Raw genomic sequence first — 26,633 nt, forward strand, 5'->3', positions numbered from 1 at the left:
GTTCAGCTCCATCTTCCTCGGCGAGGCCATCCGTGTCTATCGCTGGAGTGCGGTCGCGGTCGGCCTGGTCGGCGTGCTGATCATCTCCTGGCCGGAACTGACGCTGCTGAGTTCCGACGAGGCGCTCGACGATCAGGAAGTGCTTGGCGTCATCGCCGCTCTTGTCGCCGCGGCGATCTCGGCCGTCGCCATGCTCTTGGTGCGCAATCTCGTGCAAAGCGAGCGCACAGCGACCATCGTGCTGTGGTTTTCGGTGACGGCGAGCGTCATGTCGCTGCTGTCGCTGCCATTCGGCTGGCAGGCGCTGACGCCGCTCCAGGCGGCTCTTCTTGTTGCCGCCGGCTTCTGCGGCGGCCTCGGCCAGATCCTGATGACGGCAGCCTATCGCCATGCCGAAGCCTCGGTCGTGGCGCCGTTCGAATATACGTCGATGATCCTCGGCGTCGTCGTCGGCTATCTCGTCTTCGGCGACGTCGCCACGCTCCATATGCTTGTCGGCGGCCTGATCGTCGTCGCCGCCGGCATTTTCATCATCTGGCGCGAACGCCAGCTTGGCCTGGAGCGCACCCGCACGCGCAAGGCATCTTTGCCTGAAGGGTGATTACGACAGCTCGGCCCGCTCCTTCGCCAACCGCACCAACACCGTTCTCGTCTGCTCGTCGGCTGGAAAAAACGATTCGATCGCCAGTTCCGACAGGGTCACGTCGAGCGGCGTGCCGAAGACGGTGATGGTGCTGATGAACGACAGCACCTGGTCGCCGTGCGCAAGCCTGAGCGGGTGCACGATGGGGTTCGGCTCTACCGACACCGGCCGACTGCCTTTCAAGCCGGACGGATAAGTCCTCAGCTCACGCTCGAGTTCGATCAGCACCGCGTCGCCGCTCGCGTCATTCTGGTGTTTCAGGCGCTCGAGCAGATGCGTCCGCCATTCCTGGAGATTGACGATGCGTGGCGCGATGCCGCCGGGATGAAGGCTGAGGCGAAGTACGTTGACCGGCGGCGTCAGCAGCGAAGCCTCGCTGACATCGGCAAGGAAGGGGGCAATGGCGGCATTGGCCGAAATTAGGTTCCAGTGGCGGTCGACGGCGAGTGCCGGGAACGGCTCGTGGCCTTTGAGGACGATCTCGACCGCCGCCATCGCCGGCGCCATCGTGGTGTCGGTCAATGAGCGCTCGCCGAAGCTCGGCGCAAAGCCGGCGGCGAGCAGCAACTGGTTGCGCTGCCTCAGCGGCATCGACAATTGCTCGGCCAGATGCAGCACCATGTCGCGTGAGGGCGCGGCGCGGCCGCTTTCGACGAAGCTCAGATGCCGCTGCGAGATTTCGGCCTCCATGGCGAGGTCGAGTTGAGACATGCGGCGGCGGGTGCGCCACTCGCGAATGAGGCTGCCGGCGGAGGTTTGGGCTGTTGTCATGAGGGCATGGTTAGACCGGGGGAAGGGGCATTTCAATTACGTCTGAGGTCATAGTTCTTGCCGGCGTTCGCCTATCCACATTGGAGATTGGCGAAAGCGGAGATGACAGCCAATTTCCCCCCCCTCGTGGAGGAGATTGGCCAATCACCCAAGTGCGCGCAGCTTCGCCTTGACTTCGAGAAAATCCCGCCACGCCAGCTTCTTGTGCGACGGGGTTCGCAGGAGATAGGCCGGATGCAGCGTCGGCATGGCCGGGATGGCGATGCCGGACGCCGTCGTGTGGGCGCGCCAGTTGCCGCGCAGCCGCAATATGCCTTCCGAGGTGTTGAGCAAGGTCTTGGCTGACGGGCCGCCAAGGTTGATCAGCACCTTCGGATTGACCAGTTCGATCTGCCGCTCGATGAACGGCCGGCAGATCTCGGTTTCGTGCGGCGTCGGCGTGCGATTGCCCGGCGGCCGCCAGGGAATGACATTGGCGATATAGACTGAAGTACGGTCGAGCCCGATCGCCGCCAGCATGCGGTCGAGCAGCCGGCCCGATCGGCCGACGAAGGGCAGGCCCTCGATGTCCTCGTCGCGGCCGGGTGCCTCGCCGACCAGCATCACGGCGGCGTCCGGGTTGCCGTCGGCGAACACCAGGCTCTTGGCGGTGGCCTTGAGATTGCAGCCCTCGAATGCCGCCATGTGCTGGCGAAGCTCGTCCAGCGTCGTTGCTGTCGTCGCCAATTGGCGAGCCAGTGCCGCCTGCGCTTCGTCGGGAACGGTGGCCGACGTTGGGCGCGCAACCGGCGGCGCACTTGATCTGCCACCTGGTTCGGGGCGAGACATATTCGTCGAACGCTGCGGTGCGGCGATATCGCCCGAAGACGCCGCCGCGCGCTCCATGGGCTTTGGCGCAACCTCGGCGAATCGATTCACGGGCTGGTCTTCAAGCGCCTCGTCGACGCCCACGCTGGCATAAAAGGCCAGCAAGTCGGCGATGTCAGGTCTGTTGTTTGGGGAAGCGGCAGTCATGCCGGCACATTCATCCGCGCGAGCACGATTTGCAAGTTTGTGATTGGCGAAAGCGGTGATGACAGCCAATCTCCCTCCTTGAGGGGGAGATGGCCGGCAGGCCAGAGGGGGTCGTCGCGCGTAGAGCGTCAACCTCCTCTGTCGGCGAAGGGGAGTCGCGTCCGGTCGTGCCGCCCCTCGAGGGGGGAGAGCGCGCCCCGCATCCGCGCCTCATCCCGTCGGTATGCGTGGATCCTGCACGAGGTAAAACGTCCATCGCGGTGTGTAATCAGTCATCAGGAATTCGAACCTGGCGGTTTTCAGCGGGTCGACCTTGCCATTCCTGAACAGCAGCCGGTCATAGGGTTCGAAATCGCGATCGAAATCGGCGAAATTGCTCGACAAGATATTGTCCGGCCTCTTGTTGCGCTGGTCGAAGGAAAGCCCGTCGCCGAACACGCTCGGCCGATTCAGGATCTCCTGCAATTCGAACTGGAATTCGACCCAGGCCTGGCCGCTGTTGTTGAGCACCTCGATGCGCATATACATCATGCCGTTTGCGAATTCGCCGGCCTTGCCGAAGGCCTGGATCGGCTTTGTCGTGCGGATCGTCAGCGTCACCGGTGTTGACGAATTCAGCTCTTCGGTGATGACGAACGGATCGTCCTTCGTTCCGATGCCCGAGGCGCCGGTGATTTGGAAGCCGCCAAGCTCGTCGGAGAAGGAGTAGGCGCCTGCCGCCCAGACCTTCACTTCGTCGGCGGCAGCGTGATGCGGCGCCAGCATCAGAAGGGCCAAAAGGAGCGCCCGGCGGATCCGGCCGGGCGGGAAAAGAAAGCGCGTCGATGAAAAGCCGGCTGGCCCAGGAATGCGCATGGCGTGAAGTATGGCCGATAAGCAAGCCGTCGAACAATTAAAAACGCGCGCCTCGCAGGCAATGCCGGGCGAAAAGCAGTCTTCCAGCCTCGCAATGCGCGACTTTTTGGCCAAAACGGCATTGTCACGTATGCGCCGGTTTCCTGTCGTCAATTGATGCGCTATGCAGCGCGGGAGCCAGCAAGATACCCGAATGGGATAAGCCAGTGCGGAGGGGTTGATGAGCGACATCGAACGCGAAAGCATGGAATTCGACGTGGTTATCGTCGGCGCCGGCCCTGCCGGCCTCGCCGCAGCCATCCGCCTCAAGCAGGTCAATCCCGAGCTTTCGGTCGTCGTCCTGGAGAAGGGCGGTGAGGTCGGCGCCCATATTCTCTCCGGCGCCGTTGTCGATCCGATCGGCATCGACCGGCTCTTGCCGGGCTGGCGCGACGAGGACGGCCATCCCTTCAAGACGCCGGTCACATCAGACCATTTCCTGGTCCTTGGTCCCGCCGGCTCGTTTCGCCTGCCCAACATTTTCATGCCGCCGCTGATGAACAATCACGGCAACTACATCGTCTCGCTCGGCAATGTCTGCCGCTGGCTGGCGACCAAGGCCGAAGCGCTCGGCGTCGAGATCTATCCGGGCTTTGCCGCTGCCGGCCTGCTCTACAATGAGCAAGGCGCCGTCACCGGCGTCGTCACCGGCGACATGGGCATCGAGAAGGACGGAACGCACGGTCCGGGCTTCGCACCCGGCATGGCGCTGATGGGCAAATATGTGCTGATCGGGGAGGGCGCTCGCGGCTCGCTCGCCAAGCAGTTGATCGCCAGATACAAGCTTTCCGATGGCCGCGAACCGGGCAAATACGGCATCGGTCTGAAGGAACTCTGGCAGGTCAAGCCGGAGAACCACCGTCCGGGGCTGGTCCAGCATTCCTTCGGCTGGCCGCTTGACTTGAAGACCGGCGGCGGGTCGTTCCTCTACCATCTCGAGGACAATCAGGTGGCGGTCGGCTTCGTCCTCCACCTCAATTACAAGAACCCCTATCTGTCGCCGTTCGAGGAATTCCAGCGCTTCAAGACCCATCCGGCGATCAGCGGGACTTTCGACGGCGCCAAGCGCCTCGGCTATGGCGCGCGCGCCATCACCGAGGGCGGCTGGCAGTCGGTGCCGAAACTGTCCTTCCCCGGTGGTGCGCTGATGGGATGTGCGGCGGGCTTCGTCAACGTGCCGCGCATCAAGGGCTCGCACAATGCCGTGCTGTCCGGCATGCTGGCGGCCGAGCATGTCGCCGAGGCGATCGGTGCCGGGCGCGCCAACGACGAACTCGCTTCCTACGAGGAAGCCTGGCGCGCGACCGACATCGGCAAGGATTTGAAGAAGGTGCGCAACGTCAAGCCGCTGTGGTCGCGCTTCGGCACGATCGTCGGTGTCGGCCTCGGCGGCCTCGACATGTGGCTGAACACGCTGTTCGGTGTCTCGCCCTTCGGCACGCTGAAGCATGGCAAGGCCGACTATGCGACGCTCGAGCCTGCCGCCCGGCACAAGAAGATCGCCTATCCGAAGCCAGATGGCGTGCTGACCTTCGACAGGCTGTCCTCGGTGTTCCTGTCCAACACCAATCACGAGGAAAACGAGCCGGTCCACCTGCTTGTCGGCGACATGGAACTGCAGAAACGTTCCGAGCACGATGTCTTTGCGGGCCCCTCGACGCGCTACTGTCCGGCCGGGGTTTACGAGTGGGTCGACAAGGACGGCAATGCCGCCGCCGATCCCACGGCCAAGGATGTGCGCTTCGTCATCAACGCGCAGAACTGCGTCCACTGCAAGACATGCGACATCAAGGACCCGAACCAGAACATCAACTGGGTGCCGCCGCAAGGCGGAGAAGGCCCGGTCTACCAGGGCATGTAGGCCCGCGCCGGCCACAGCATGCAAAGGACCCGACGACGGCTCGGGTCTCCCGTGGCATGTGAAACATTAGGACTGTTGAAACTGCCGCGCGCTTATGGTTCCATTCCTTGACGATAAGGAGATGGCCAATGCGCCTGGCGGTTCTGGCATGCCTTGTGGCGATCGGTGCGCTGTTCGGTTTGGCTTCGGCGGCCTCGGCCGGCACCAGGGTGGTGGTCAAGACGCGGACCTACGACATCACCGGGAATACGGGGCTGGCGCTGATGCAGGCTATGGACCGCAAGGGGCCGAAGCACGGCTTCATGACGCACGCCATCGCGTTGACCGGCTACGCAGTGGATTGGGACCTTGACACCAGCCAGGACAATGGCGTTTGCCGCTTGCGGCGCGCCAACGGCACGCTCAATCTCTTCTATACGTTTCCGCGTGTCGCCTCGGCCACCACGCCGACGCTCCGGAAGCGATGGACGCGGTTCTTCGCCGGCGTCCGCGCCCATGAGGAAACCCATGGCCGCATCGCCAGGGAGATGATGCGGGCCACGGAAAGATCGATCTCCGGCCTCAGGATTGCCGACGACCGGTTCTGCTACAAGACACGTCGCGAGGCACAGCGACGTATCAAGGCCACCAATGCCGCATATGAGGCCAAGCAGCTCGCTTTCGATGCGCGCGAGCATCGCGATGGCGGCAATGTCCAGCATCTCGTCATCGCTTTGGTCAGGCCCTGATCCTTCAGCCTGGCGTCTTGCCGGTCTGGCTTATGGCCGCGGTCGCGGTTTCATGTTCGTCGAGCGGCTTTTGCTGGTTCAGCCTGAGTGAGAACTCCACCATGACCGGAAGGTGATCCGAGCCGGTGTCTTCCAGCCGTGTCGCGGAATGGATGGTCACGCCGCCCTTGCTGAAAACCTGGTCGATCGGCAGGCCGGCGAAGCGCCGCAGGAAGTCCGGCAGCTTGATGTGGATCCAGGTCGGGCCGGCGGACGGCATCACGGTCAGCCCGCCAAGCGCCGCGACCCGCCGCACGGCGGCACTCCATGGCGCGGCATTGCAGTCGCCCGCCATGATGGCCGTCTCGCCGAGCGCGGAAAGCGGCTCCGTCAACTCGCCGATCTGCCAGTACTGCTCGCGTGGCCACGGCCAACTGAGGTGGATCGCCGCGACATCGACCTCGATCCCGCCGAAGTCGACGGTCGCTGTCGCCATGGCGCCGCGCCTTTCGCAACGCGCCTCGGTGCCGGCGGCAAAGGGCCGCCGCGAGAGCAGCGCGACGCCGAATATGCCGTTGGGATAGGGACAGAGGATCCGGTATGGATAGGCGCTGCTGATATAGCCAAGCGCGGTCGCCCACATCGCCGATACCTCGTCGAGGGTGATCACGTCGGGATTGGTCCGGCCGATCAGCGACAGCACCTTCTTCGGCGTCGGATTGTCGTAGCGCAGGTTCATCTGCAGCAGCTTGTAGATCGCGCGGTCTTCGTTCTTGGCTTCATAGGCGGCCTGAACCGGCCACAGGCGGGAGAAGGACAGCGACCCGGAAGTGGTGGCGAAGGCCGCCACGGCAAAATGCAGTGCCACGGCCGCCTGCAGGCGAAATGTCGTGGCCAGCAGCGGCAGCGCGCAAAGCGCCATCAGCACGGCAAGGTGGACGCGGAAATGCGAGAAGGAATCGAAGGCGGGATGCAGCGTTCCGAAAAGCCCGGACACCAGAGCGATCGAACAGGCCAGCATTGCCAGGAATGCAACCGAAATCAGCAATGTCCCGACGCTCGCTCTCTCCATGCCGCCTGCTTATCGGCAGAAATGCGGCCCAATCAAGATGAGAAATGCCGCCGCGATGCGTGGCATCGGCCTACTGGAACGCCGTTTCCGAAAAACTTCTGAGCTTGCGCGAATGCAACCGCTCCATCGGCATTTCCGCGAGCTTCTCCATCGCCCTGATGCCGATGGTCAGGTGCTGCGCCACCTGGCGCTTGTAGAATTCGGTCGCCATACCGGGCAGCTTCAACTCGCCATGCAGCGGTTTGTCCGAAACGCACAGCAGCGTGCCGTAGGGAACGCGAAAGCGGAAGCCATTGGCGGCGATGGTCGCCGATTCCATGTCGAGTGCGATGGCGCGAGATTGCGACAGACGCTGTACCGGGCCACGCTGGTCGCGCAATTCCCAGTTGCGATTGTCGATGGTGGCGACGGTGCCGGTGCGCATGATGCGCTTCAGGTCGTAGCCGGAAAGGCCGGTGACTTCGGCGACGGCTTCCTGCAACGCCACCTGGATCTCGGCCAGCGGCGGGATCGGCACCCAGACCGGAAGATCGTCGTCCAGCACATGGTCCTCGCGCACATAGGCATGCGCCAGCACATAGTCGCCCAGCGCCTGGGTATTGCGCAGGCCGGCGCAGTGGCCGAGCATCACCCAGGCATGCGGCCTCAGCACCGCAATATGGTCGGTGATGGTCTTGGCGTTGGAGGGCCCGACGCCGATATTGACCATGGTGATGCCGCCATGTCCCGATTTCTTCAGGTGATAGGCCGGCATCTGCGGCAGGCGCGGCGGTGCAACACCTTCGCTGGGCGCGCTTTGCCCGCTCTTGGTGATGACATTGCCCGGCTCGACGAACTCCGTGTATCCGCCGCCGCCATTGGCCATCAGGTCGCGGGCGCGGGCGACGAACTCGTCGATGTAGAACTGATAATTGGTGAACAGCACGAAGTTCTGGAACTGCTGCGGCGTGGTTGCCGTATAGTGCGACAGCCGGTGCAGCGAATAATCGATGCGCTGCGCCGTGAAGGGCGCCAGAGGCCTCGGCTCGCCAAAGGCGACTTCGAAGGTGCCGTTGGCGATCTGGTCGTCGGTGCCGTCGAGATCCGGCACGTCGAACAGATCGCGGATCGGCCGCTTGATGCGCTCTGCCGTCGCGCCGTCGACATGGGTGCCTTCAAGGAAGGCGAAATGCAGCGGGATGGGTGTGTTCGATTCCGACACCGTGACCGCAACCCCATGATTGCGCATGATCAGGCGCAACTGCTCGACGAGGTAGCTTTCGAACAGGCCCGGCTGGGTGATGGTGGTGGAAAAATGCCCGGGCGTCGGCATATGGCCATAGGCCTGGCGCGAGTCGATCTGGGTGAACGAGTTGGTGGTGACACCGATCTCCGGATAAAAGGCCCGGTAGCGCTTGCCATTGTCGCCGCCTGCTGCCGCCAGCTCTGCGAACGAGTCGCGCAGGAATTTGGTGTTGCGGTCGTAAAGCGCCTGCAGTGCCTTGACGGCTTTCTCGGCGCTATCAAAGCTTTGCCGGCCAAAAGGCTCCGGCATGACGACAGATTCGATGGCTTGTGGGTAGATTCGCTTTTCCATGGCTCAATATAGAGACTTGGATCGGCACTTGGGAGGGGTGTCGCGACCGAAGGCGGCCAAAGCGCCGTTTTTCTTCAACCGCGCTGCAGGCTGACCAAGAGCACAAAGCCGACGCCGGACTTCTTCAGGGCTGGTGCGTCGATCGTCGAGCCGGCGTCGGTGCGCATCATCGGCACGGCCAGAACCGGAGCGGCCAGCACCGTCAGGATAAGCGCCGCCCGCGGCAGAAGCCGAAGGGTCTTGAGAGTGTTGGCGGCGATGCGGTTCATGGCGTTCAGCTTTTCTTTCGAGGTCTTGGTTCTTTGATCAGTTGCGAAGATGGGTGGGACAGGCGAGGCGGCAGGTTCTGGAACTGGCTTCGTCCCAGGCGCGGGCCGGACGGCCCGCTTCGGCGACGAGGATGGCGAAGAACATTCCAAACAGGCTCACCAGCAGGCAGACGATGGTGAAGCGGCGAGCAAGCATTGGGTCGGTCTCCTTCAACACGCCGGAGAATGCCCTGATGCAACTGAACCGGCTCTGATGCCGGCGTTCATCTGCCGTTCAAGATGATTGACGGGGTTTCGACGGCGCCGGCGTCGGTTTGGATAGCCGCCGGCGGGTATCGAGCATCACCGGTGCAGGATGTGTCGACAAAACGAAAACGGGGCCCGCTGGGGCCCCGTCCTCATGTCGCAAGGATGCGCTCGATCAGAGCTTGTGCCAGACTTGACTTTTATTTTACGGAATGTGTTGGGCGCATAGCTCGAACATAGGATTTTAGAGTCGCGAGACTACCTTGGAGGCGTTCCTACAGGGCAGATGCCTGCCAATGGCTGCGAGCTGTCCATCCCTTACATTGTGCAAATGCATAGGTAAGGGAACTCCGATGGTCTGTGGATAGAGGAGGCACAGCGGGGGCTACGGGGGGAATTTAGAACACTCTTATATACGATTGCCGAAACAGATTTTTTCCAAAAAGGCCCGACGCCCGAGGAACCTGCAGGGACTGGGGTTGACGTTCGCGGGTGGACCACCCACTTTGATCTCGACGACGAACAGCCGAAGCGTGTGGGGACCACCGGGTGGCTGTTTAAAAACCCAAAAGTTCCCAATGCTGGTCTTATGCGCGGTGTTCGGCTCATCAAGAGACACGCGCAGATAGAGGATAACCCGGATGACGGTGTTACTCACTATTGAAGCCAGCCAGCTGAACGGGTCGACATATCGCTTGGCTCTCGGGTGCAAGTTGCACTTGGCTTCGTGGATGGTCTTTCTCGGACGGTTGTTCTGATGAAGAAGGGGTGCCCTGGAAACGGGGTGCCCCTTTTCAGTTGCTAAAGGAGGATCGCACCCCACTGGTTCTCACCCGCAGGTCCCGTCAGGGCGAGGCCGGTCATCGGTACAACTGCAGGAACGTCGAGGTTGCCAGCCCAGGAACTCCTCGGTACCCGGCAGAAGGTTCCGTTCTACCTTCGGCTTGAGCTTGCCGTCGCAAGTCGCCGGTCAATTTCGGCGATAGCCTCTTTGTGCCTGCGGATGTCGGCCTCGGCAGCAGCAAGAGCGGTGCTAAGTCGCGCCCGTTCCTCACACAGAGATTGGACGGAGGCTCGGTTGACCTCAACTACCGGCCGTTGCCGCGATCCCTTGGGAGGGGCGTCCAGCGTCCAGATGCGTTTCTTCACCACGGAGGCCTTGCCCTCTTGCTCCAGAGGAGCGTGGGCCTTGCTGGCAAGTCTCTGCTGTTTCCGCTCTAACGTGACCTTATACTCAGGCTGGGCCTTCGCCCATCGGATAGGACCACCAGCCAACAGGGTTGCCGCGTTCAGTTGTTCACGAGCGCGCTTCGGTGGCAGAGGCGCGGCCATGGCTCGAAGCGCCGCGTCGATGATAGCCTCAAGATATATCAGCCGAAACAGGTCGTTAGGCTGCCGGTTTTCCTTCTGAGCTATCTTCTTTGGCGGCTCAACCGACGCTTGTTTCCGCGTAGACTTAGCTTTCACCTTTTGAGGCGACTGCTTTTTTGTGGCCTTGCCCTTTGCTATCCTGCCACTTGCAGGGTCGAAAGAGGACCACCCAAACCCGCCAACAATGGTGCTTCCTCCACGGTAGCCACCTTTGCCCATCTATCCCTTCATCCCTTCAGTCGCCGGTGTAGTTGGCTTTGGGCCATTCGCGTCACCAGCCAGGACTAGCTTTCTTCGATGCTTTACCCACAACGCTGGCTCCATCTCGACATGCTGACCAATATGGTCTTTTCCGACCTTCCGAAGTGATGGCCTCATTTCTTGCTGGAGAAGCTCGACAAAGCGTTTGCGCATCGCCCAGACCTGTTCCCTAAGCGCCCGATTGTTTGTAACTCCATGCGCAGACAGGTATCTCGCCGCGTAGCAGGCTCGTAACACTTCATCCAAAATCTTAGTTCTGATGCCTTCGTCTTGCTGGTTGTTCTTCACGTTTGGAAAGAACAAGCGCCCTTTGTCGACCAGTGCGCTGGCTTGAAAGCTGAGCCGTTCCACCGCAGCCCTGTCGAGAGTTCCATCCTTGACTATCGGATCGCAGTGGGTCTCAAGCTCAGCCATCAGGCCAATAACGTCGCTGCCCCAACCGGTCAGGTCGCTGTCACGCTCCCGTTTTGCTTTGCTTAGCGAAATGACCCATTGAATAATTGCGAGAAGCAATCCGACCAGTGCGATAGCTGGTGTCCAGTCATAACTATACATCATCGCTCCTTTGATACTCGCGCATTTCCCTCAACTCTTCCCACAACTGCCCAGGTCCCAGCAGCACGTCCTTGAGACCCTCGCGGATTTTGGCCGAGTCCAGCGCCTGCTTACTCATCGTCGTGTGCGCCTCGAAGGCGTCGATGATGGCGTCGAGGATCGCCTTGGACAGATCGGGGGAATTGGCGAACTGCTCCTTGGTGTTGTTTGCGGCTTGCTGAGCAAGCGTCTCGGACTCCATCAGTTTGCCCTTGATAACGTTGTTCACGTAGATGAGTTGATCATCATCGGTGACATCGCCCTGAAAGAGATCGTTCAGCTTGGCGACGATCTCCGCCAGCAACGCCTTTTGCCTCTCCTGCACTGAACCAGAACCGGTGTCATAGATCGGCTGCAACGGTTCTCCGAAGCCACCCAAAGCTAGCGTACGCTTGCCCTTGTCTGCGAGCTTGTGGTGGGTCAACACCAACCCTGAAACGTCAATCTCCTGCCGCTCGCGCCCGAACTCAAGCAACGGAATGAGGCGGCGGTAGAAGATATGGCGGCTTTCGATGGCGGTGTTGCCGTAGTCGAATATCTGAGACAGGAACGCATAAAGGCGCACGAACGCGCCCATGTCGGCACGAAACAGCACGAGCGCATCCATCGTGTCCTGAGCGTCCTTGGCTGCCTTGGTATCATCTTTCGACCTGGCTATGCGCAACCGCTCCTGAGCATCCCTGTAGGAGCGCAAGAGTCGGTCGGTGACGGGCGTGATGGCGGCGACGAGGTCGCTCTGCTTTGATGTCGGGTCCAGCTCGACCCTGACCACTCGCTCGACCTCGAAATCGTCGTAGTACCCCAAGGCGTCCAGCTTGGCCCGCAGGTCGAAGACGAGATTGGGATCGGTCACATTCTCCAGCGAGGCTGTCTCGTAGTAGGTCTGGAACGCCTTGAGGATGTCGTCGCTCGAGTTGACGAAGTCGAGGACATAGGTCGTGTCCTTGCCGGGGTGCGCCCGGTTGAGCCGCGATAGCGTCTGCACGGCCTGAATGCCCGCCAGCCGCCGGTCGACATACATGCCGCACAACAGCGGCTGATCGAACCCGGTCTGGAATTTGTTGGCCACCAGCAGGATATGATACTCGGGCAGCTTGAAAGCCTCGCGGATGTCGCGCCCGTTCAGGCCGGGGTTCAACTCCTTGCTGGTTTCACTAAAAGGGTCTGGCCCGCTTGTCTGGTCGTTGACCTCGCCCGAGAACGCCACAAGCGTGCCCAGCTTGTAGCCCTTCTCCTTGATGTATTTGTTGATAGCGAGCTGCCAGCGCACGGCCTCGATGCGGCTGCCCACCACCACCATCGCCTTGGCCTTGCCGTCAAGTAGCGGCTGTACCAGCGACCGGTAGTGCTCGACCACCACCTGTACCTTCTGGCTGATGTTGTAGTCGTGGAGCCGCACCCAACGCATCAGGGACTTGACCGCAGCACTGCGCTCGACCTCGGTATCGTCCATCTCCTTGCCCTCATGGGCAAGCTTGAAGGCAAGGCTGTAGGGCGTGTAGTTGCGCAACACGTCGAGGATGAAGCCCTCCTCGATCGCCTGTCGCATGGAATAGACGTGGAATGCCGCTGGCAGGTTTGTCTCGCTTGCAGCCTGATTTGGAAAGGGGCGACGGCCAAACAGCTCAAGGGTCTTCGCTTTGGGCGTGGCGGTGAAGGCAACATAGGTGATGCCCTTATCGCTTGCCCGGGCAGCCATCTGGGCGGCGAGAATATCCTCGGAGCTGATCTCTCCGCCATCGCCGAGATCGGCAAGTTCCTCCGGGGAAAGCACGGCCTTCAGCTTGGCCGCCGCTTCGCCAGTCTGGCTGCTGTGCGCTTCATCGGCGATGACCGCGAACCGCTTGCCCTGCGATGCCGCCAGTTCCTGCACGGCCTGAAGGGCAAAGGGGAAGGTCTGAATGGTGCAGACTACAATCTTCTTGCCGCCAGCCAGGGCCTCCGCCAGTTGCCCGCTTTTCGCGCCGCTGTCGCTTTTGATGGTGACGACGACGCCGGTGGTCCGCTCGAAGTTGAAGATCGCTTCCTGCAACTGCGTATCTATGACGTTGCGGTCGGACACCACCAAAACCGTGTCGAAGACCTTCTGGTGCTTCTCGTCGTGAAGATCGGCGAGGAAGTGAGCAGTCCATGCGATGGAATTGGTCTTTCCAGAACCTGCCGAGTGCTGAATGAGATACTTGCCTCCCGCACCCTCAGCCAGGACGGCAGACCGAAGCTTGCGTGTCGCGTCAAGCTGGTGGAAGCGCGGAAAGATGGCGCTCCTGATCTTCTTCTTTGCGTCCCGTTCGGCCACCATGTACCGACCGAGGATTTCAAGCCACGAGTCCGGCTGCCAGATTTCTTCCCAGAGGTAGGCCGTGGGATGTCCTATGGGGTTAGGCGGGTTTCCCTTGCTGCCGCCATTGCCTTTGTTGAAGGGCAGGAAGCGTGTGTCCAACCCCTCCAGTTTTGGAGTCATCATCACTTCGGCATTGCTGACGGCGAAGTGAACCAAAGCGCCGCCCGGGAAGTTCAGCAGTGGCTCCGGGGCTTGGCCCTTGGGGCTTGGTAGGCGGTCGAACTTGTACTGGTCCACGGCGTTAGAGACCGATTGCGTGAAGTCCGTCTTAAGTTCCACGGTGGCGACAGGTAGTCCGTTGAGGAATAGCACCAGATCGATGGCATTCTCGTTAGCAAGAGAGTACCGCACCTGCCGGACGACGCGCAGGCGGTTGGCCTGGTATCGGGCAAGGATGTCGGTGTTCATCGCCAACGCTGGCTTGAACTGGGCGAGCGCCAGCGGGGTCCTGAGGCCGATCATCTCGACGCCGTGCCGGACTACGTCGAGCGTCCCTCGTTCGTCGAGTTGCTTGCGGATGCGGTCGAGCAGGAGCGCCTCAGCTGCAACGCCATGGGATTTGCTCAGGGTCTCCCAGGCGTTTGGCTGGCTCGCCTTGACCCACGCCACGACATCGTCGGGAAACAGCGCACGGGAGCGGTCATAGGCAGCAGCGTCGCCTTCTGCAAAGAACCAGCCATTGGTCGCGAGATGCTGGCACACTTCGTCCTCGAAACTGATCTCCTTGTGCAGGTTCATCCAGGTTCCCCGGGCGATGCGCTCCCGATCTGCCGCGCTTCCCAATCTTTGTACGTCGTGGACGTGCCCTTCACCTTCCATTCAACTTGACCATTGGCTGGCCGCCCAAAGATCACCGCTGCGGCAGCGCTCGGGCTCCTGAAGGCATAGCTTTGCGCGAACCTTCGATGTGATCCATCGAGGACTAGGACACCTGCGTCGACGAGTTCAGCATGTAGTCGTCGATATGTGTGTTCGTCCCGGGCACTCTCCCAGTCCGCGCGAGCCTGTGAACCCTCGTCGACGATGAACTCCCCGCCTTCCAGGCGGGCCGTTGCGTGCAGACCGTGCTTGGTGCTTGTCAGCTCAAACACAGGCGTAGCAGCTGCGAGGGTCGTCGTGGCGACGTTTCTCTGGGGCCTCGTATTCTCCAGGAATATGTCCACGCGCAGCGCGGGTAGCACCATGAACAGATAGTCGAGGAAGCCCTCCATATTCGACGTAGCCGCCTCCGAAAGGGTGGGGCGGGCCGGGTTATTGCCGTTGTCCAGCGACACTCGTCCAACGGTGCGAGCAACTTCAACCAGTCGCGCTTCGAGGTATTGCGCGTGAGCTTTGTGAAGATTGTTAGCTGCCGACGTAATCAATACGACGCTGTTCCACCAATCTTTATTTATGTCATGGTTCTTGATACGCAGACTGATGTCGTCACCTTCACCGATATAGGCCGTTGGCTTGCCGCCCTGCTCTCCCAAAAGGATATAAGCGCCAGCGTGTCGAGCCTCCTTCCGTGCCAGCGCCGCGCTTATCTGGGTGCGGGGGGCCATGAGGATGTGGCCGGTCCAGTTGAAGACCTCGGCGGTAAGCATGCCATCCGGCCTGCCGTCGATAAAGTAAAGTTCGAGCGAGCGACCTTCTGGACGACTGGTCATGCCGCCTCCACGTCGGCTTGAGTTGTTTCTCGAGTGTCGATCTTGCCAGTGACAGCAGCCGAGATGAGGGCCGACCGGCGCTCTTGGAGGAGGAGGATCGCTGTCTCGGCCTCGTTGCGCAGTTCATCCCACCTACCCACCGCCTCGACCAGATGGTGCGATATAGCTTCTTGGTCATTTCGAGGCGGGTATGGTACCTTCAGTTCCCTGAGCTTGTCCGGTTCAATGCGCCACTGATCGGGACGAATGCCGTTCGAGATAGCTCGGTATACGGTTGGCAACAAATTGCAGCGCAGCAGCAGGTTTAGGTAGTCAGACACCGCTTTATGGCGCGGTTCAAAGACCGCGTAATCTGGGCTTGTGATGCCGGTGTAATTCGACACCCCAAGCGAGCCTTGCCAAGCCTTCATCTTGTTCACGACAAGATCGCCTGGCAAGACAGTCTGATATTTGGAAAGGTCTTCGGGTGTCTTGTTGATGTTGTCCTCGCGAGAGGCTTTTGGAATTACGCCGTAATCGCGGTAGACCGACAAAACCTGTCCCGCGTCGCCGTCCTGGCGCTTTACAAAACGGAAGAGCGCTCCCACAGGAACAATGTCCCAATGCTCCGGCACCTCTCCCAGCCATTCGACGCCCGAGGCCTTCATCGCGACATTAGGGTTCAGACCCTTGGTGACTGCGTGGGAAATGACGGCTTGTCGTTTCTCCTTGAGCAGTTCGATCAACTGCCTCTGCTCTTCCACCAGCGCATCGATCTTGCCCGTCTCGCGGTCGAGGAAAGCAGCTACTGCGTTCTGTTCAGTTTGAGGAGGTTGGGGCAGCCGGATTTCGTATGCGATCTCTCGTGAAAGCCCCGGGACGCCAGTATCTTGCGAGAGGCTGCTCAAGTTGGCGGTATGCAGCGCCCAAAAGAGCCACCGCAGGTTACATGCTGCATGTTGGCTATCCACGAAGTAGACGGTATCGATCGCGAACGCCGGAACGTTGGACCAGTTCAGCGCTCCGCAGGAACCCTTTCGCCCGATGAGGACCACCGGAGCCGAGGTGTTGGCGTCGCCGTGTCGGCCAAAGGCTCCGTTCGACCCGTAAACAGGCACCGGCCCGCTTTCATTTCGAGCATTTGGAGGAAGCGCATCGCCATAAGTCATGCTGGCTAAACGCTTGATCGGCGTCAAGCTCCACGAGTTGGGTATCTTGGTTGGCCATAGCGCACCCGTGTCTTTGTATTCACGGTAGGAGGCGAGCGTCATGCCGATAGCTCCCCGATCATCGCAAGGATACGGTCGGTGACCTGCTTCAGATCGGCGTCTATATCGGCAAGTGGACGCGGGGGCTGGAAGACGTAGAAGTGCCGGTTGAAGGGAATCTCGTAGCCGACCTTCGTTTTCTCGTGGTCGATCCAAGCATCCTCGGCATAGGGCTGAACCTCACGTCGAAAATATGCGTCCACCCTCTCGGCCAGAGCCACGTTCTCGGTGTCCCTGAGCGCGCTGTCGGCCTGGGGCTTGCCTTTGTTCCTGCCGCGCTCGCTGAGGATGATCCGGCCGTTCTCGTCGCGCAGGGGGCGCTCGACGGTAATAGTGCGATAACCGAACTGCTCGTTCGAAAGGATCAGCGACAGCGGGGCAAGCTTGACCTTGCCGCCCTCGGGAGCCGCCGGGGGCTGTTCGTCATCCAGAACTACCTGCCGCGCCAACTCCTTGCCGTTAGCGTCCAGCTTGGTTGCGAGACTGGCCTTATGGAAGCCGCCGAACAATCTGGTCACGGCCGCGATGTCTTCGTCGCCCATCTCCTTGCGCTTGGAGCCGAGGCTTTTCCGCATTTTCTGCCAGAAGCTGGACGCGTCAATGAGCTGCACCTTGCCCTTGCGGTGGGCTGACTTGCGGTTGGAAAGCACCCAGACATAAGTGGAAATGCCAGTGTTGTAGAACATGTCGGTAGGCAGGGCGACGATGGCTTCGACCAGATCGTTCTCCAGCACATAGCGGCGGATTTCGCTCTCGCCGCCGCCAGCCGCTCCGGTGAACAAAGGCGAGCCGTTCAGCACGATCCCGAAGCGGCTGCCGCCGTCGACCGCCGGCCGCATCTTGGACAGAAGATGCAAGAGGAACAGTAACGAGCCATCGGAGACCCGGGGCAATCCGGGGCCGAACCTGCCATTGAACCCTTGGCTCTCATACTCGGCGCGGACGGCTTTCTCGACCTTCTTCCACTCGACGCCGAACGGTGGATTGGACAGCATGTAGTCGAATTTTTCGTGCGGGTGGCCATCGTCGGACAGCGTGTTGCCGAAGACGATGTTGGCAACATCCTGCCCCTTAATGAGCATGTCGGCCTTGCAGATGGCGTAAGACTCGGGGTTAAGTTCCTGCCCGTACATGACGAGCGAGGCCTTGTCGTTGTGTTCGACCAGATGCTCACCGGCTACCGATAGCATCCCACCCGTGCCAGCGGTCGGATCGTAGATGGTTCGCACCACGCCGGGTTTCGACAAGATCGCGTCGTCTTCCACGAACAGCAGGTTGACCATCAGCCTTATGACTTCGCGCGGTGTGAAATGTTCACCTGCGGTCTCGTTGGACAGTTCCGCAAACTTGCGGATCAGTTCCTCGAACACGAGGCCCATCTGGTGGTTGTCGACCTTGCTGGGATGTAGATCGATGCGAGCAAATTTTTCGGTGACCTGATAGAGCAGCCCTGCCTTGGCGAGGCGGTCCACCTGTACCGGGAACTCGAACCGCTCGAAGACGTCGCGCACATCCGGTGAGAAGGCCTGGATGTAGGCGAACAGGTTCTGGGCGATGTTGTCCTGATCCCCCATCAGCTTGCGCATGTCGAGTTTTGACGTGTTGTAGAAGGTCTGCCCAGCCTTGCGCAGAACGAAGGGCTCGGGGTTCATACCTTGGGCAATCTTGGCCGCATGTTCGGCCAGCACGGCTTCCTTGGTCGGCTGCAGTACGCAGTCCAGACGCCTCAGGACGGTGAAGGGAAGAATGACTTTGCCGTAGTCGGCCTGCTTGTAGTCGCCCCTGAGGAGATCAGCGACGGACCAGATGAATGCCGACAATACCTGTTGGTTCAACCGTAGTACCCCCCCAAATCATTTTGCGCAGACTAAAGCTGACAGTTCGGCAAATGGCAACGATAATGCAGCCGCGCGTCCAAGCAGCGGGTTGGTCCCTGCGTTACCGGGGAGGCTATGGTAGTCGCTCTTTTTTCCTGTTCAATTGTGTGAAAGATCGGCTGTCGGCAATGATGCCAATGATTGGGAGCTGACAGCATGACACACTTCAAGGTCGTGTTTTTTGATAGCAGAGGCCGGGTTGTTGCAGAGCGCACCATCCCCTGCGATAGCTACTGGGATGCATGTCAATGGGGGTGGAAAAATATGCCCTCAAGGGCGGAAGATTTTCACGCCGAGGAAGCCTCGTACGAAGAGAAGGTGGAGGAGTCCGAGCGGGAGAATGACCTGATAATTTTGAGAGCTTTTCACATTCTCAGGAAGCGGGCTGGGCTGACCAAAGGTCTGACGTGAGTGCATGTGTGGGCGTCGGCCTCGCGGCGCTGTCTACTCAACGAAAAAAGGTGGGGGCAAGGACGCAGGCCTTATAGCGAGCCCGACAGCTAACTTCAGGTTATCGTCAGGTAAGCGATCGGAGAGACTTCGCCCATACCGATAGAGGAGCCTGACGGTACTGAAGCTGCGGCTCAGGTGAGACAAAAGAAATGATCAAAAATGATGACCATCAATCTTGTCTTCAAAGCCTGTCTCAAAAGCGAAGCTGGCAGCGCGGTCGGATGTCCCATGAACGGCGAAGCCGTCTCATCTATGGGTTTCCGACTGGGGGCCGCCAGTTATCTCCTCGACGAGGTCTGACAGGCCCCCCAGTTACCTCTCTATAGTATAGCGATGGCCAGTTTCTTTGACTTAGAGGTTGCTAATGGACCTTGCGTGGTACCAAACCGCCTGCTTGGACATGCCACTCAGTTGAACGATCTCGGCCTGTGTCTTGCCCTCGGCCAGTAATGCCCGCACGATATCCCGAGCCTTGGGTGTCTTGACGGCTCCCGCTGGTGCCTTCAGGAACCGCGCGAGAAACTCAAGTCCATCTGGGGTCACCAAGGTTCGGATCCACTTCTCGTCGTGCGGTCCATACTGAATGGATAGCAGGAGGCCGTCGCCCATGGCCGCCCTGGTGGCTACTGCGTCATGGCGGTACTCCGGCTTCCTTGCGGTCGTGTCGGTCACCATGGGGACCATGCGCCAAGCAAGGCGGCGTTCGGTAAGCCCCTTACGCTCCAGCATGGGGATGAGCTTTCGGACGGTGACGCCGATGTCGTGGCGTTCCCGTAGGACCTCGACGGCCTTCGAGAGTGACAGGCAGTCGGTCACGATCTCGCCAGTGATGGGGTTGAAGATTTCTCCGCGAGAAAGGATGGGCCGACCGCACTCGGCCTTGTAGCGGATGCTTTCGGCGATCACCTCTGCGGCGGTGAGTGAGCGACCGCCACGGGCAACGGCTGCCGACTTGTGTTGCATAACCCATCCCCTGAGGCCGGGCGTGGGCTTGGTGTGCATGGTCATGGCGATGGAATGCCTTTCTTCGGGCCGTATGGCGTGTTGGGAGTCGATTGGGCGGGGTTGGCAGTATAGGAAGCTGGCCCGGGGGCTGACGCTTCTCAGGCCTAGCTCATCCCGAATATCGGCGGGTGAGCCAGTCAGGCATTGGGGCTTGGGTGCCTTTGGGACGTCCGGTGCCCTCGGCGACAAGCTGCAACGCTGCCTAAGATGCGGAGGGCCGACTGATCACAAGAGACCGCCAAGATAGAAGCGTAGAAGGCAGGGGAGGAAACAGGGAGCGGACGCCCAGTGGCGTGCGTTGCCAGCATGTCAATTGAGGAAATCGCTGGAGGAGGGCGTTCTATCCCTCAGTATGACGACCTAATGAGCGGCTTAGCTCTCACTAACGGGCAGCTTCTATGTTTTGCGGGACAGAAGGAAAGAAAATTTTCCGGTTCTATGTCCCATATGAGGGGGTAATTATTTTGTTCTAATCGCCGCCTTTTTTGGGGAGTGTTTGAGGAACAATTTTCTCATGACGCCTTTAAGCGACGGAGGTTCTATGTGCTATATGACGACTTAATCAGTCCGGCTCCCCAGTGCTGTCGAAGATTAGGGCGTGGCTGTAGCCGCTTCGCATGGTGACGACCGCCCGCCTGAGGATCTTGCTGTCGCTCTCAAGATCGATGCGCTTCACGAGGTTGGAGATAAGCCCTTGGGCTCCCTTCCGGTCCTCCTCGGCCAGCCGCCTGATTTCGTCCTGGTCCATCTCAAAGTCCACCACAGCCGCCGCACTCTCACGGTATCTCGCGTCATTCTCGCGGATGGCTACTATCTCCCGACGCTTGGCCTCGATCTGGCGGGTGAGTTCATCGGCCTTCCCTGAGAAGGCCTTGCGGGTTTCGGCGGTTTCAGCGTCGAGGGCACCAGCAAGGGCGTTCTCGCGCTTTGCCTCAAGGGCACCTATGGTTTCCGCAAGTTCTTGTGAGAGATCGGGGGCCGTCTGGTCCTGCGGTATAGGAACAGCCAAGAACCCAATGCGGTCAATCATCACTTGCTCGAACTGGTCATAGCGCCAGTTGGGCGCGGTGCATTCCGTGCGCTTGAACGTCTTCCCCGTGCAGGTGAAATAGCCCCATACCGCACCGCCCTTCTTGGAGGACGTGAGGACCATCGGGGAGCCGCAGTGTCCGCAGTGGACCATGCGAGAAAACAGGTTTGATGTCCGCCCTACCTGTCTGCTGTGGCGACGGGCCTTGGTGCGCTGTCGGGTGGCCAGCCATTCCGCCTCACTGACAAGCGCGGGGAAATAGCCGGGCACTTCCTCGCCCTTGAGGACAAGGCATCCATAGGCGGCCGGAGAGCGGAGGACTTCGCCTACGACAGCCTGCGCCCATGTTTTCCCAGAAGGAGAGGGGATGCCGCGCGTGTTCAGCATCTGCGTAATGGATTGCTGGCCGTGCCCTTCCTTGGCGAGTTCAAAGAGAAGCAGAGCGTCTTCGGCCCGTGCGTTCAACTCGTTGGTCTCCCGGTCAATCCAGAAGGGGACCTTTGCAACCTTGATCCTTGCCCCGCCGCTTGCGATAGCTGCACGGGCCTTCTCGGCCTTGCGGGACCACGCCTCGCCCACCCGATGCGACAGCTTGGCGCTGTACTCATAGGCAGCCTGCATGGACATGAGGGACATCATGAGGCTGGCGAAATTGGCGCGGTAGTCGGTATAGGTGTGGACCCTCTGGTCTTGCAGGGTCACCAAGGTGAGGCCGGTCTTTAGTAGTTCGGACAGGACCGGCTGTGCATCCATAGGATGAATGCGAGAGAAGCGGTCGAGGTTCTCAAGGAGCAGGACGGTATCGCTTGGGATAACCCCCGCCTTCACATCTGCAATGAACGTCCCGAGGCTCGCCTCTAGGTCGAGGTTGCCACCCTTGAAGGCAGATACACCGTCATCGACCAATTGCCTGTCGAGGATGAGGCCGAAAGTGGCACAGAAAGCCTCGGCATTCTTGGTCTGTCTGGCCAGGCTGTCACCTTGGGCCTGCTTGCCGGATGACCAGCGAGCATAGGAAATCGCGTTGCGGCCCTTGAGGTCTCGCGGCTGTAACATGGGTGGGCGGTCTCCGTTGGTGCCTGGAAACCGCGCGATAGCACTCTGCAGAATTAAAGTCTATGCCAGGTCTGGCTCTTGCAGATCAGCCCGCCGAGCACGCAGCCGCTCATCTTAAGAGAGGTGCCCGACAATGTCGCCTTGCCCGAATAGGTCTTGTCGTTTGCCGGATCGGTGATGTTGCCGGCATATTTGTTGTCGCCCGTCGCCTTGAGCGAGCCGATGGTCTTGCCGGCATATTTCCCGGACTTGAGCGTTATGGAAAACGAGCTGCCGCCGGCGATGGCCGCGGTTTCGCCGGCCTGCGTCTTCCAATTGCCTTCGATCGGATCGGCCCATGCCGCACTCGCCACGATCAATGTGGCCGCAAGGGCCAGGCTCAGTTTTCGAAACATGTCTTCCTCCCTGTGGATGTCCGGCCGGATGCTCCGCCTCGCCGGTCTGCCGCTTACGCAAACGTAAGCTAATCCAGCTCCCGGCAAAACAAAAGCGGTGCCGTAGCGGAAGACTTTGGGATTTTGCAGCCGCCTGAAAGCGCCTCCTCGACGATGAAATGAAACGATCGGCGCATCGCCTTTGTCTGCCGTGGTTAGCGAAGTCTTGCCCCCGCGCGAGAAAACTTTCGTCAAATTTGAGGCAAGCAGGCTGAATTGCTGGGTTTGTATCCTTAACGAATTTCGGCGTTTACCTCTTGTTTTAGCTTTGTTTTCCTCAAATTAAGCACACCATTTAACGACGGATTCAAGCCTGCACGGCATTCTCGAAAGCATCGGAAGAGCAGCCGGCAAGACGAAAGAAGGCAGCTCTCGGGAGCCTGACAGGGCCGGAAAACAGGGGATTGAAATGGCACGTTTTGAAATGCTTGAAGCAGGTTTCGGCGCCATGGGAGCAACTGCCCAGGCCGACATCCTTTTCGAACTGGGCATGATGTATGCGACCGGCCGTGATTGCGAGACCGATGTCGTTGCCGCCCACAAATGGTTCAACATCGCCGCAATCAAGGGCTCGGCCCGCGCCGCCGAGCTGCGCTCGGAACTGTCGGCCGCCATGTCGAAGGTCGAGATCGCCACGGCGCTGCGCGAAGCCCGCGAATGGATGACCATGCACTGAAATCTGCCAATCGCAGACAGATCCATCGAAGACAGGGAAGCTCCGGGATCAAGGCCGCACAGACGGCCAGACCCGGCGAAATTGAAGGCCGCGCAAGACGGTCACGAAGGCGAGGGAAAGAACGCGGCAGGCCGCAAGGCCCAGTCGTGCGCGACACAGGGAAGCTGAGCGGATTTTTAGGCGCGGGGGCGCCTGGAGATTGCTCGACGGGCAAAAAAGCCGCGACCAGCCGGAACAAGGCTGGCGTGGCTTTTTGCGTGGATGACGTCTTGCAGGCCCAATCGAGCGGCGCCAATGCGCCTAGACAGGCTCAATGAAGGGTGAAATTGTCCGGCCTCTCTGGAAGAAGCGCGGCCGGGGCGGCCGCGCGTGAGTGGAGGAGTTCTACCATCATGAAAAAATTGAGTATTTTGAACGCGGCCATATTCGGCCTGATGTTGAGCACGCCGGTCGCATTCGCAGACGACATCACCTTTGCGGTGGTGGGCCCGATGACAGGACAGCTCGCCACCATCGGCGATCAGTTCAAGCAGGGCGCACAGGCTGCCGCCGATGCGATCAACGCCGCGGGCGGTGTCGACGGTCGTCAGATCAAGCTGAGCATCGAAGACGACCAATGCGATCCCAAGCAGGCCGTGTCGGTTGCCAACCGCGTCGTCGCCGATGGCGTCAAGTTCATCGACGGCCATGCCTGCTCGGGTTCCAGCATTCCGGCATCAGCTGTCTATGCCGAAGCCGGCGCCTTGATGATGAGCCCGGCCTCGTCAAACCCGGTGCTGACCGATGCGGCAGCCAAGGCCGGCTGGCCGACGATCATGCGCCTTTATACGCGAGACGACGCGCAGGGCGCCTTCATCGGCCCATGGATCGCCAAGAAGTTTGCCGGCAAGAATGTCGTCGTCCTGCATGACAAGAGCGCCTACGGACAGGGCGTGGCTGACGCCGTCAGGGCAACGATGAATGCCGGCGGCCTCAAGGAGGTCTATTATGACGGCATCAACGCTGGCGAGAAGGACTATTCGGCTCTCGTCACCAAGCTCAAGGATTTGAAAGCCGACGTTGTTTATTTCGGCGGCTACCATCCTGAAGCCGGCCTGATCCTGCGTCAGTCGGCGGAACAGAACCTGAAGTTCCAGCTGATCATGCCGGACTCCATCGCCTCGCCCGAATTCTGGCAGGTTGCCGGCCCGGCCGGCGAGGGCACCATGTTCGTCTTCCCGTCGGATCCGCAGGCAAAGCCGGAAGCCAAGGCAGCCGTCGAGAAGATCAAGGCCGGCGGCTTCGTGCCGGAGGGTTTCACGCTGTTCTCTTACGCCACCATCCAGGCTTTCGCCGAAGGCATCAAGCGTGCCGGCAGCGACGACCCGGCCAAGGTTGCCGAAGCGTTGAAGAACGGTACGCCGATCAGCACCGTTGTCGGTGATGTCACCTTCGACGAGAAGGGCGACCTCAAGAATGCCAGCTACGACATCAACCAGTGGCATGACGGCAAATACGCGCCGATCGCGCAGTAATCGCCACCCTGGCGACTGGATGGCATAGAGAAATGGCCGGGTTCATCCCGGCCATTTTTTTGCTTCCCCTGTCGTGGCCTTCCGAACCGTCAGCTCACTGCTGTGGTCGCGGCGTTGTGCTCCTCGACAAATCGCACCAGAACGGTCCCGTCGGTAACCTGTGCGCCCTCCGTAGCGATCTCGGCGATCACGCCGTCATGCGGCGCGGCGATGGTGTGCTCCATCTTCATCGCCTCGAGGATCAGCAGCGGCTGGCCCTTGATCACCGTATCGCCTTTTCCCACCCGCACCAGCTTGACCAATCCCGGCATCGGCGCACGCAGGCTGCCGGTGCTTGCCGCCGCCTCATCGGCCCGTGCCAACGGGTCCGGCACGGCGAAGGTGTAGCCAACGGCGCCTTCGAACACGGTGATATGGCCTGGCCAGCGGGCGAGGCGCGGCGTGGCGCGAAAATCATGCGAATTGTTGTCGCCATAGGGCTTGTCCAGCGCGACCTGGAATCGTCCGTCCGCCCGCACCGAAACCTTCGCCGCGATATCGTCTTCGCCGAACTTCAGCCATGTGCGTCGCGCCACGCTGTGGAAATGGGCATAGCCGACAAGCGACGACCACGGATCGTCGGATGACGGGGTTGCGCCGGCACCGGAGGCCGAAAGAGCGGCGGCAGCAATGGTTTCGTCGCTCGGCGGCGGGACGGTCGCCAAGGTCCCCTGGTGTCTGCCAATCAGGCTGGTGTCGACATCGCCTGCAGCGAAATCCGGATCGGCGGCGAGAGCGGCAAGAAAGGCGGTGTTGACGGTCGAGCCGGCGATCTCGGTCCGGGATAGCGCCGCGCCAAGCGCTTCCAGAGCCCCCTGACGGTCCGTGGCGTGGACGACCAGCTTGGCAATCATCGGGTCGTAATAGGGCGAGATGGCGTCACCCGCCCGCACGCCGGTCTCGATGCGCATTGTGGCGCCTTCGGAGGCTGCGTCTGGAAATTTCAGATGATGCAGCGTGCCGGTCGCCGGCAGGAACCCTTTTGCCGCGTCTTCGGCATAGATGCGCGCCTCGAAGGCATGGCCGACGAGCGCGATCTCGCTTTGCGTCTTGGGCAGCTTTTCGCCGCTGGCGACCCGCAACTGCCACTCGACCAGGTCGGTGCCGGTCACCATTTCGGTGACGGGGTGCTCGACCTGCAGACGTGTGTTCATCTCCATGAACCAGAAGCGGTCGGCTTTCAGGCCCTGCGAGGCATCGACGATGAACTCGATGGTGCCGGCGCCTGAATAATTGATCGCCTTGGCGGCCTTCACCGCCGCATCCGTCATCGCCTTGCGCAAAGCCTCGGTCATGCCGGGGGCCGGCGCTTCCTCTATCACCTTCTGGTGGCGGCGCTGCGCCGAGCAGTCGCGCTCGTAGAGATGCACCACATTGCCGAAATTGTCGCCGAACACCTGCACCTCGATATGGCGCGGCTTGTCGACATATTTTTCGACCAGCACACGATCGTCGCCGAAGGCGGCTTTCGCCTCGCGCCGCGCGCTGGACAACGCCTCGGAAAACTCATCTGGATGCTCGACCCGGCGCATGCCCTTGCCGCCGCCGCCGGCGCGCGCCTTGATCAGCACGGGATAGCCGATCTCGCGTGCCTTGGACGCAAGCAGCACGATTTCCTGTGCCTCGCCATGGTAGCCCGGCACGACCGGCACGCCGGCCTTTTCCATCAGCCGCTTGGCGGCGTCCTTCAGCCCCATGGCACGGATCGAGGCCGCCGACGGGCCGATGAAAATGAGCCCCGCCGCCACCACCTGGTCGACGAAATCGGGATTTTCCGACAGGAAGCCGTAGCCGGGGTGAATGGCTTGTGCGCCCGTTGCCAGGGCCGCGGCGATGATCTTGTCACCGCGCAGATAGCTTTCGCTGACGGGCGAGGGGCCGATATGCACCGCCTCGTCGGCCATCTCGACATGCAGGGATCTCGCGTCTGCATCCGAATAGACGGCGACAGTGCGCACACCCATCTTGCGCGCCGTCCGGATGACACGGCAAGCGATCTCGCCGCGATTGGCGATCAGGATCTTGGCGAACAT

Annotated in this window: 24 protein-coding genes; 7 read left to right on the plus strand and 17 right to left on the minus strand. The window is 60.7% G+C overall.

Annotated elements, in window-relative coordinates; genetic code table 11:
- Positions 1–601: DMT family transporter (locus EOD15_RS05660; protein WP_148129497.1), on the plus strand; the 601-nt coding region annotated here is incomplete at its 5' end.
- On the opposite strand, the gene EOD15_RS05665 is transcribed toward EOD15_RS05660, so the two are convergent.
- From EOD15_RS05665 to EOD15_RS05675, 3 genes are all read right to left on the minus strand, one after another.
- Positions 602–1,414: a helix-turn-helix transcriptional regulator gene (locus tag EOD15_RS05665; RefSeq protein WP_127323083.1), complete on the minus strand. Its 813-nt coding sequence runs from the start codon at positions 1,412–1,414 to the stop codon at positions 602–604. It abuts the gene before it with no gap.
- A gap of 144 nt (positions 1,415–1,558) precedes the next feature.
- The gene (locus EOD15_RS05670; RefSeq protein ID WP_127323084.1) at positions 1,559–2,428 is read right to left on the minus strand and encodes a uracil-DNA glycosylase; all 870 of its coding nucleotides are present in this window, start codon (positions 2,426–2,428) and stop codon (positions 1,559–1,561) included.
- Positions 2,429–2,638: 210 nt separating this feature from the next.
- Positions 2,639–3,283 (minus strand): hypothetical protein, encoded by a 645-nt coding sequence (locus EOD15_RS05675; protein ID WP_127408339.1) that lies wholly within the window; start codon positions 3,281–3,283, stop codon positions 2,639–2,641.
- Between the two features lie 10 nt (positions 3,284–3,293).
- On the opposite strand from EOD15_RS05675, the gene EOD15_RS35685 reads away from it, so the two are divergent.
- The 3 genes from EOD15_RS35685 to EOD15_RS05685 all read left to right on the plus strand — a co-directional run bounded on the left by EOD15_RS35685 (position 3,294) and on the right by EOD15_RS05685 (position 5,911).
- On the plus strand, positions 3,294–3,440 hold the full coding sequence (locus tag EOD15_RS35685; RefSeq protein WP_155930595.1) for a hypothetical protein: 147 nt from the start codon (positions 3,294–3,296) through the stop codon (positions 3,438–3,440).
- A gap of 63 nt (positions 3,441–3,503) precedes the next feature.
- Entirely contained in the window at positions 3,504–5,183 is a 1,680-nt protein-coding gene (locus EOD15_RS05680) for an electron transfer flavoprotein-ubiquinone oxidoreductase (protein ID WP_127320464.1), read from the plus strand.
- A 128-nt stretch (positions 5,184–5,311) separates the two neighbouring features.
- Positions 5,312–5,911, plus strand: coding sequence for a DUF922 domain-containing protein (locus EOD15_RS05685; protein WP_127320463.1), 600 nt, complete (start codon positions 5,312–5,314; stop codon positions 5,909–5,911).
- Between the two features lie 4 nt (positions 5,912–5,915).
- Here the strand turns inward: EOD15_RS05685 and EOD15_RS05690 are convergent, their stop codons facing one another.
- The 10 genes from EOD15_RS05690 to EOD15_RS05730 form a co-directional block, all read right to left on the minus strand.
- Positions 5,916–6,962 carry an endonuclease/exonuclease/phosphatase family protein gene (locus EOD15_RS05690; protein ID WP_127320462.1) on the minus strand — a complete coding sequence of 349 codons (1,047 nt, stop codon included), beginning with the start codon at positions 6,960–6,962 and terminating at the stop codon, positions 5,916–5,918.
- 70 nt (positions 6,963–7,032) lie between these two features.
- Positions 7,033–8,496, minus strand: a complete 1,464-nt coding sequence (locus EOD15_RS05695) for an AMP nucleosidase (protein ID WP_245463584.1) — start codon at positions 8,494–8,496, stop codon at positions 7,033–7,035.
- 116 nt (positions 8,497–8,612) lie between these two features.
- Entirely contained in the window at positions 8,613–8,807 is a 195-nt protein-coding gene (locus EOD15_RS05700) for a hypothetical protein (RefSeq protein ID WP_127270986.1), read from the minus strand.
- A 37-nt stretch (positions 8,808–8,844) separates the two neighbouring features.
- On the minus strand, positions 8,845–9,003 hold the full coding sequence (locus EOD15_RS35690; protein WP_023812838.1) for a hypothetical protein: 159 nt from the start codon (positions 9,001–9,003) through the stop codon (positions 8,845–8,847).
- Between the two features lie 983 nt (positions 9,004–9,986).
- A complete protein-coding gene (locus EOD15_RS05705; RefSeq protein ID WP_127320460.1) occupies positions 9,987–10,643 on the minus strand; it encodes a hypothetical protein in 657 nt (218 codons plus the stop codon).
- Complete coding sequence (locus EOD15_RS05710; RefSeq protein ID WP_127320459.1) at positions 10,644–11,240, minus strand: hypothetical protein; 597 nt, start codon at positions 11,238–11,240, stop codon at positions 10,644–10,646.
- Positions 11,233–14,358, minus strand: coding sequence for a type I restriction endonuclease (locus EOD15_RS05715; protein WP_127320458.1), 3,126 nt, complete (start codon positions 14,356–14,358; stop codon positions 11,233–11,235). Before EOD15_RS05715 ends, EOD15_RS05710 begins: the two co-directional genes overlap by 8 nt.
- Positions 14,355–15,269, minus strand: a complete 915-nt coding sequence (locus EOD15_RS05720) for a GIY-YIG nuclease family protein (RefSeq protein WP_210212188.1) — start codon at positions 15,267–15,269, stop codon at positions 14,355–14,357. The genes EOD15_RS05715 and EOD15_RS05720 overlap by 4 nt, the downstream gene beginning before the upstream one ends.
- Positions 15,266–16,519, minus strand: coding sequence for a restriction endonuclease subunit S (locus EOD15_RS05725; RefSeq protein WP_127321251.1), 1,254 nt, complete (start codon positions 16,517–16,519; stop codon positions 15,266–15,268). The genes EOD15_RS05720 and EOD15_RS05725 overlap by 4 nt, the downstream gene beginning before the upstream one ends.
- A complete protein-coding gene (locus EOD15_RS05730; protein WP_127321252.1) occupies positions 16,516–18,351 on the minus strand; it encodes a class I SAM-dependent DNA methyltransferase in 1,836 nt (611 codons plus the stop codon). Before EOD15_RS05730 ends, EOD15_RS05725 begins: the two co-directional genes overlap by 4 nt.
- Before the next feature lie 198 nt (positions 18,352–18,549).
- Between EOD15_RS05730 and EOD15_RS05735 the strand changes: the two genes are divergently transcribed.
- A complete protein-coding gene (locus EOD15_RS05735; protein ID WP_127321253.1) occupies positions 18,550–18,804 on the plus strand; it encodes a hypothetical protein in 255 nt (84 codons plus the stop codon).
- A gap of 393 nt (positions 18,805–19,197) precedes the next feature.
- Here EOD15_RS05735 and EOD15_RS05740 read toward each other — a convergent pair whose 3' ends face one another.
- The 3 genes from EOD15_RS05740 to EOD15_RS05750 form a co-directional block, all read right to left on the minus strand.
- Positions 19,198–19,854: a hypothetical protein gene (locus tag EOD15_RS05740; RefSeq protein WP_127321254.1), complete on the minus strand. Its 657-nt coding sequence runs from the start codon at positions 19,852–19,854 to the stop codon at positions 19,198–19,200.
- Positions 19,855–20,413: 559 nt separating this feature from the next.
- Positions 20,414–21,937, minus strand: a complete 1,524-nt coding sequence (locus EOD15_RS05745) for a recombinase family protein (RefSeq protein WP_127321255.1) — start codon at positions 21,935–21,937, stop codon at positions 20,414–20,416.
- Between the two features lie 53 nt (positions 21,938–21,990).
- Positions 21,991–22,332 carry a DUF2147 domain-containing protein gene (locus tag EOD15_RS05750; RefSeq protein WP_127321256.1) on the minus strand — a complete coding sequence of 114 codons (342 nt, stop codon included), beginning with the start codon at positions 22,330–22,332 and terminating at the stop codon, positions 21,991–21,993.
- Positions 22,333–22,780: 448 nt separating this feature from the next.
- Between EOD15_RS05750 and EOD15_RS05755 the strand changes: the two genes are divergently transcribed.
- Together EOD15_RS05755 and EOD15_RS05760 are read left to right on the plus strand one after the other, a co-directional pair.
- Complete coding sequence (locus EOD15_RS05755; RefSeq protein WP_013532614.1) at positions 22,781–23,047, plus strand: sel1 repeat family protein; 267 nt, start codon at positions 22,781–22,783, stop codon at positions 23,045–23,047.
- A gap of 392 nt (positions 23,048–23,439) precedes the next feature.
- A complete protein-coding gene (locus tag EOD15_RS05760; protein WP_127270990.1) occupies positions 23,440–24,561 on the plus strand; it encodes an ABC transporter substrate-binding protein in 1,122 nt (373 codons plus the stop codon).
- Between the two features lie 89 nt (positions 24,562–24,650).
- Here the strand turns inward: EOD15_RS05760 and EOD15_RS05765 are convergent.
- Positions 24,651–26,633 (minus strand): acetyl/propionyl/methylcrotonyl-CoA carboxylase subunit alpha (locus tag EOD15_RS05765; protein WP_127408340.1); only part of this gene is annotated, 1,983 nt, incomplete at its 5' end.

Source organism: Mesorhizobium sp. M7A.T.Ca.US.000.02.2.1 (genome assembly GCF_003996995.1).
Lineage (GTDB): Bacteria > Pseudomonadota > Alphaproteobacteria > Rhizobiales > Rhizobiaceae > Mesorhizobium.

Bases quoted from the DNA above. Each gene is read 5' to 3' on its own strand.
- EOD15_RS05665 (WP_127323083.1), bottom strand. From the start codon at position 1,414: ATGACAACAGCCCAAACCTCCGCCGGCAGCCTCATTCGCGAGTGGCGC.
- EOD15_RS05670 (WP_127323084.1), bottom strand. From the start codon at position 2,428: ATGACTGCCGCTTCCCCAAACAACAGACCTGACATCGCCGACTTGCTG.
- EOD15_RS05675 (WP_127408339.1), bottom strand. From the start codon at position 3,283: ATGCGCATTCCTGGGCCAGCCGGCTTTTCATCGACGCGCTTTCTTTTC.
- EOD15_RS35685 (WP_155930595.1), top strand. From the start codon at position 3,294: ATGGCCGATAAGCAAGCCGTCGAACAATTAAAAACGCGCGCCTCGCAG.
- EOD15_RS05680 (WP_127320464.1), top strand. From the start codon at position 3,504: ATGAGCGACATCGAACGCGAAAGCATGGAATTCGACGTGGTTATCGTC.
- EOD15_RS05685 (WP_127320463.1), top strand. From the start codon at position 5,312: ATGCGCCTGGCGGTTCTGGCATGCCTTGTGGCGATCGGTGCGCTGTTC.
- EOD15_RS05690 (WP_127320462.1), bottom strand. From the start codon at position 6,962: ATGGAGAGAGCGAGCGTCGGGACATTGCTGATTTCGGTTGCATTCCTG.
- EOD15_RS05695 (WP_245463584.1), bottom strand. From the start codon at position 8,496: ATGCCGGAGCCTTTTGGCCGGCAAAGCTTTGATAGCGCCGAGAAAGCC.
- EOD15_RS05700 (WP_127270986.1), bottom strand. From the start codon at position 8,807: ATGAACCGCATCGCCGCCAACACTCTCAAGACCCTTCGGCTTCTGCCG.
- EOD15_RS35690 (WP_023812838.1), bottom strand. From the start codon at position 9,003: ATGCTTGCTCGCCGCTTCACCATCGTCTGCCTGCTGGTGAGCCTGTTT.
- EOD15_RS05705 (WP_127320460.1), bottom strand. From the start codon at position 10,643: ATGGGCAAAGGTGGCTACCGTGGAGGAAGCACCATTGTTGGCGGGTTT.
- EOD15_RS05710 (WP_127320459.1), bottom strand. From the start codon at position 11,240: ATGTATAGTTATGACTGGACACCAGCTATCGCACTGGTCGGATTGCTT.
- EOD15_RS05715 (WP_127320458.1), bottom strand. From the start codon at position 14,358: ATGAACCTGCACAAGGAGATCAGTTTCGAGGACGAAGTGTGCCAGCAT.
- EOD15_RS05720 (WP_210212188.1), bottom strand. From the start codon at position 15,269: ATGACCAGTCGTCCAGAAGGTCGCTCGCTCGAACTTTACTTTATCGAC.
- EOD15_RS05725 (WP_127321251.1), bottom strand. From the start codon at position 16,519: ATGACGCTCGCCTCCTACCGTGAATACAAAGACACGGGTGCGCTATGG.
- EOD15_RS05735 (WP_127321253.1), top strand. From the start codon at position 18,550: ATGACACACTTCAAGGTCGTGTTTTTTGATAGCAGAGGCCGGGTTGTT.
- EOD15_RS05740 (WP_127321254.1), bottom strand. From the start codon at position 19,854: ATGACCATGCACACCAAGCCCACGCCCGGCCTCAGGGGATGGGTTATG.
- EOD15_RS05745 (WP_127321255.1), bottom strand. From the start codon at position 21,937: ATGTTACAGCCGCGAGACCTCAAGGGCCGCAACGCGATTTCCTATGCT.
- EOD15_RS05750 (WP_127321256.1), bottom strand. From the start codon at position 22,332: ATGTTTCGAAAACTGAGCCTGGCCCTTGCGGCCACATTGATCGTGGCG.
- EOD15_RS05755 (WP_013532614.1), top strand. From the start codon at position 22,781: ATGGCACGTTTTGAAATGCTTGAAGCAGGTTTCGGCGCCATGGGAGCA.
- EOD15_RS05760 (WP_127270990.1), top strand. From the start codon at position 23,440: ATGAAAAAATTGAGTATTTTGAACGCGGCCATATTCGGCCTGATGTTG.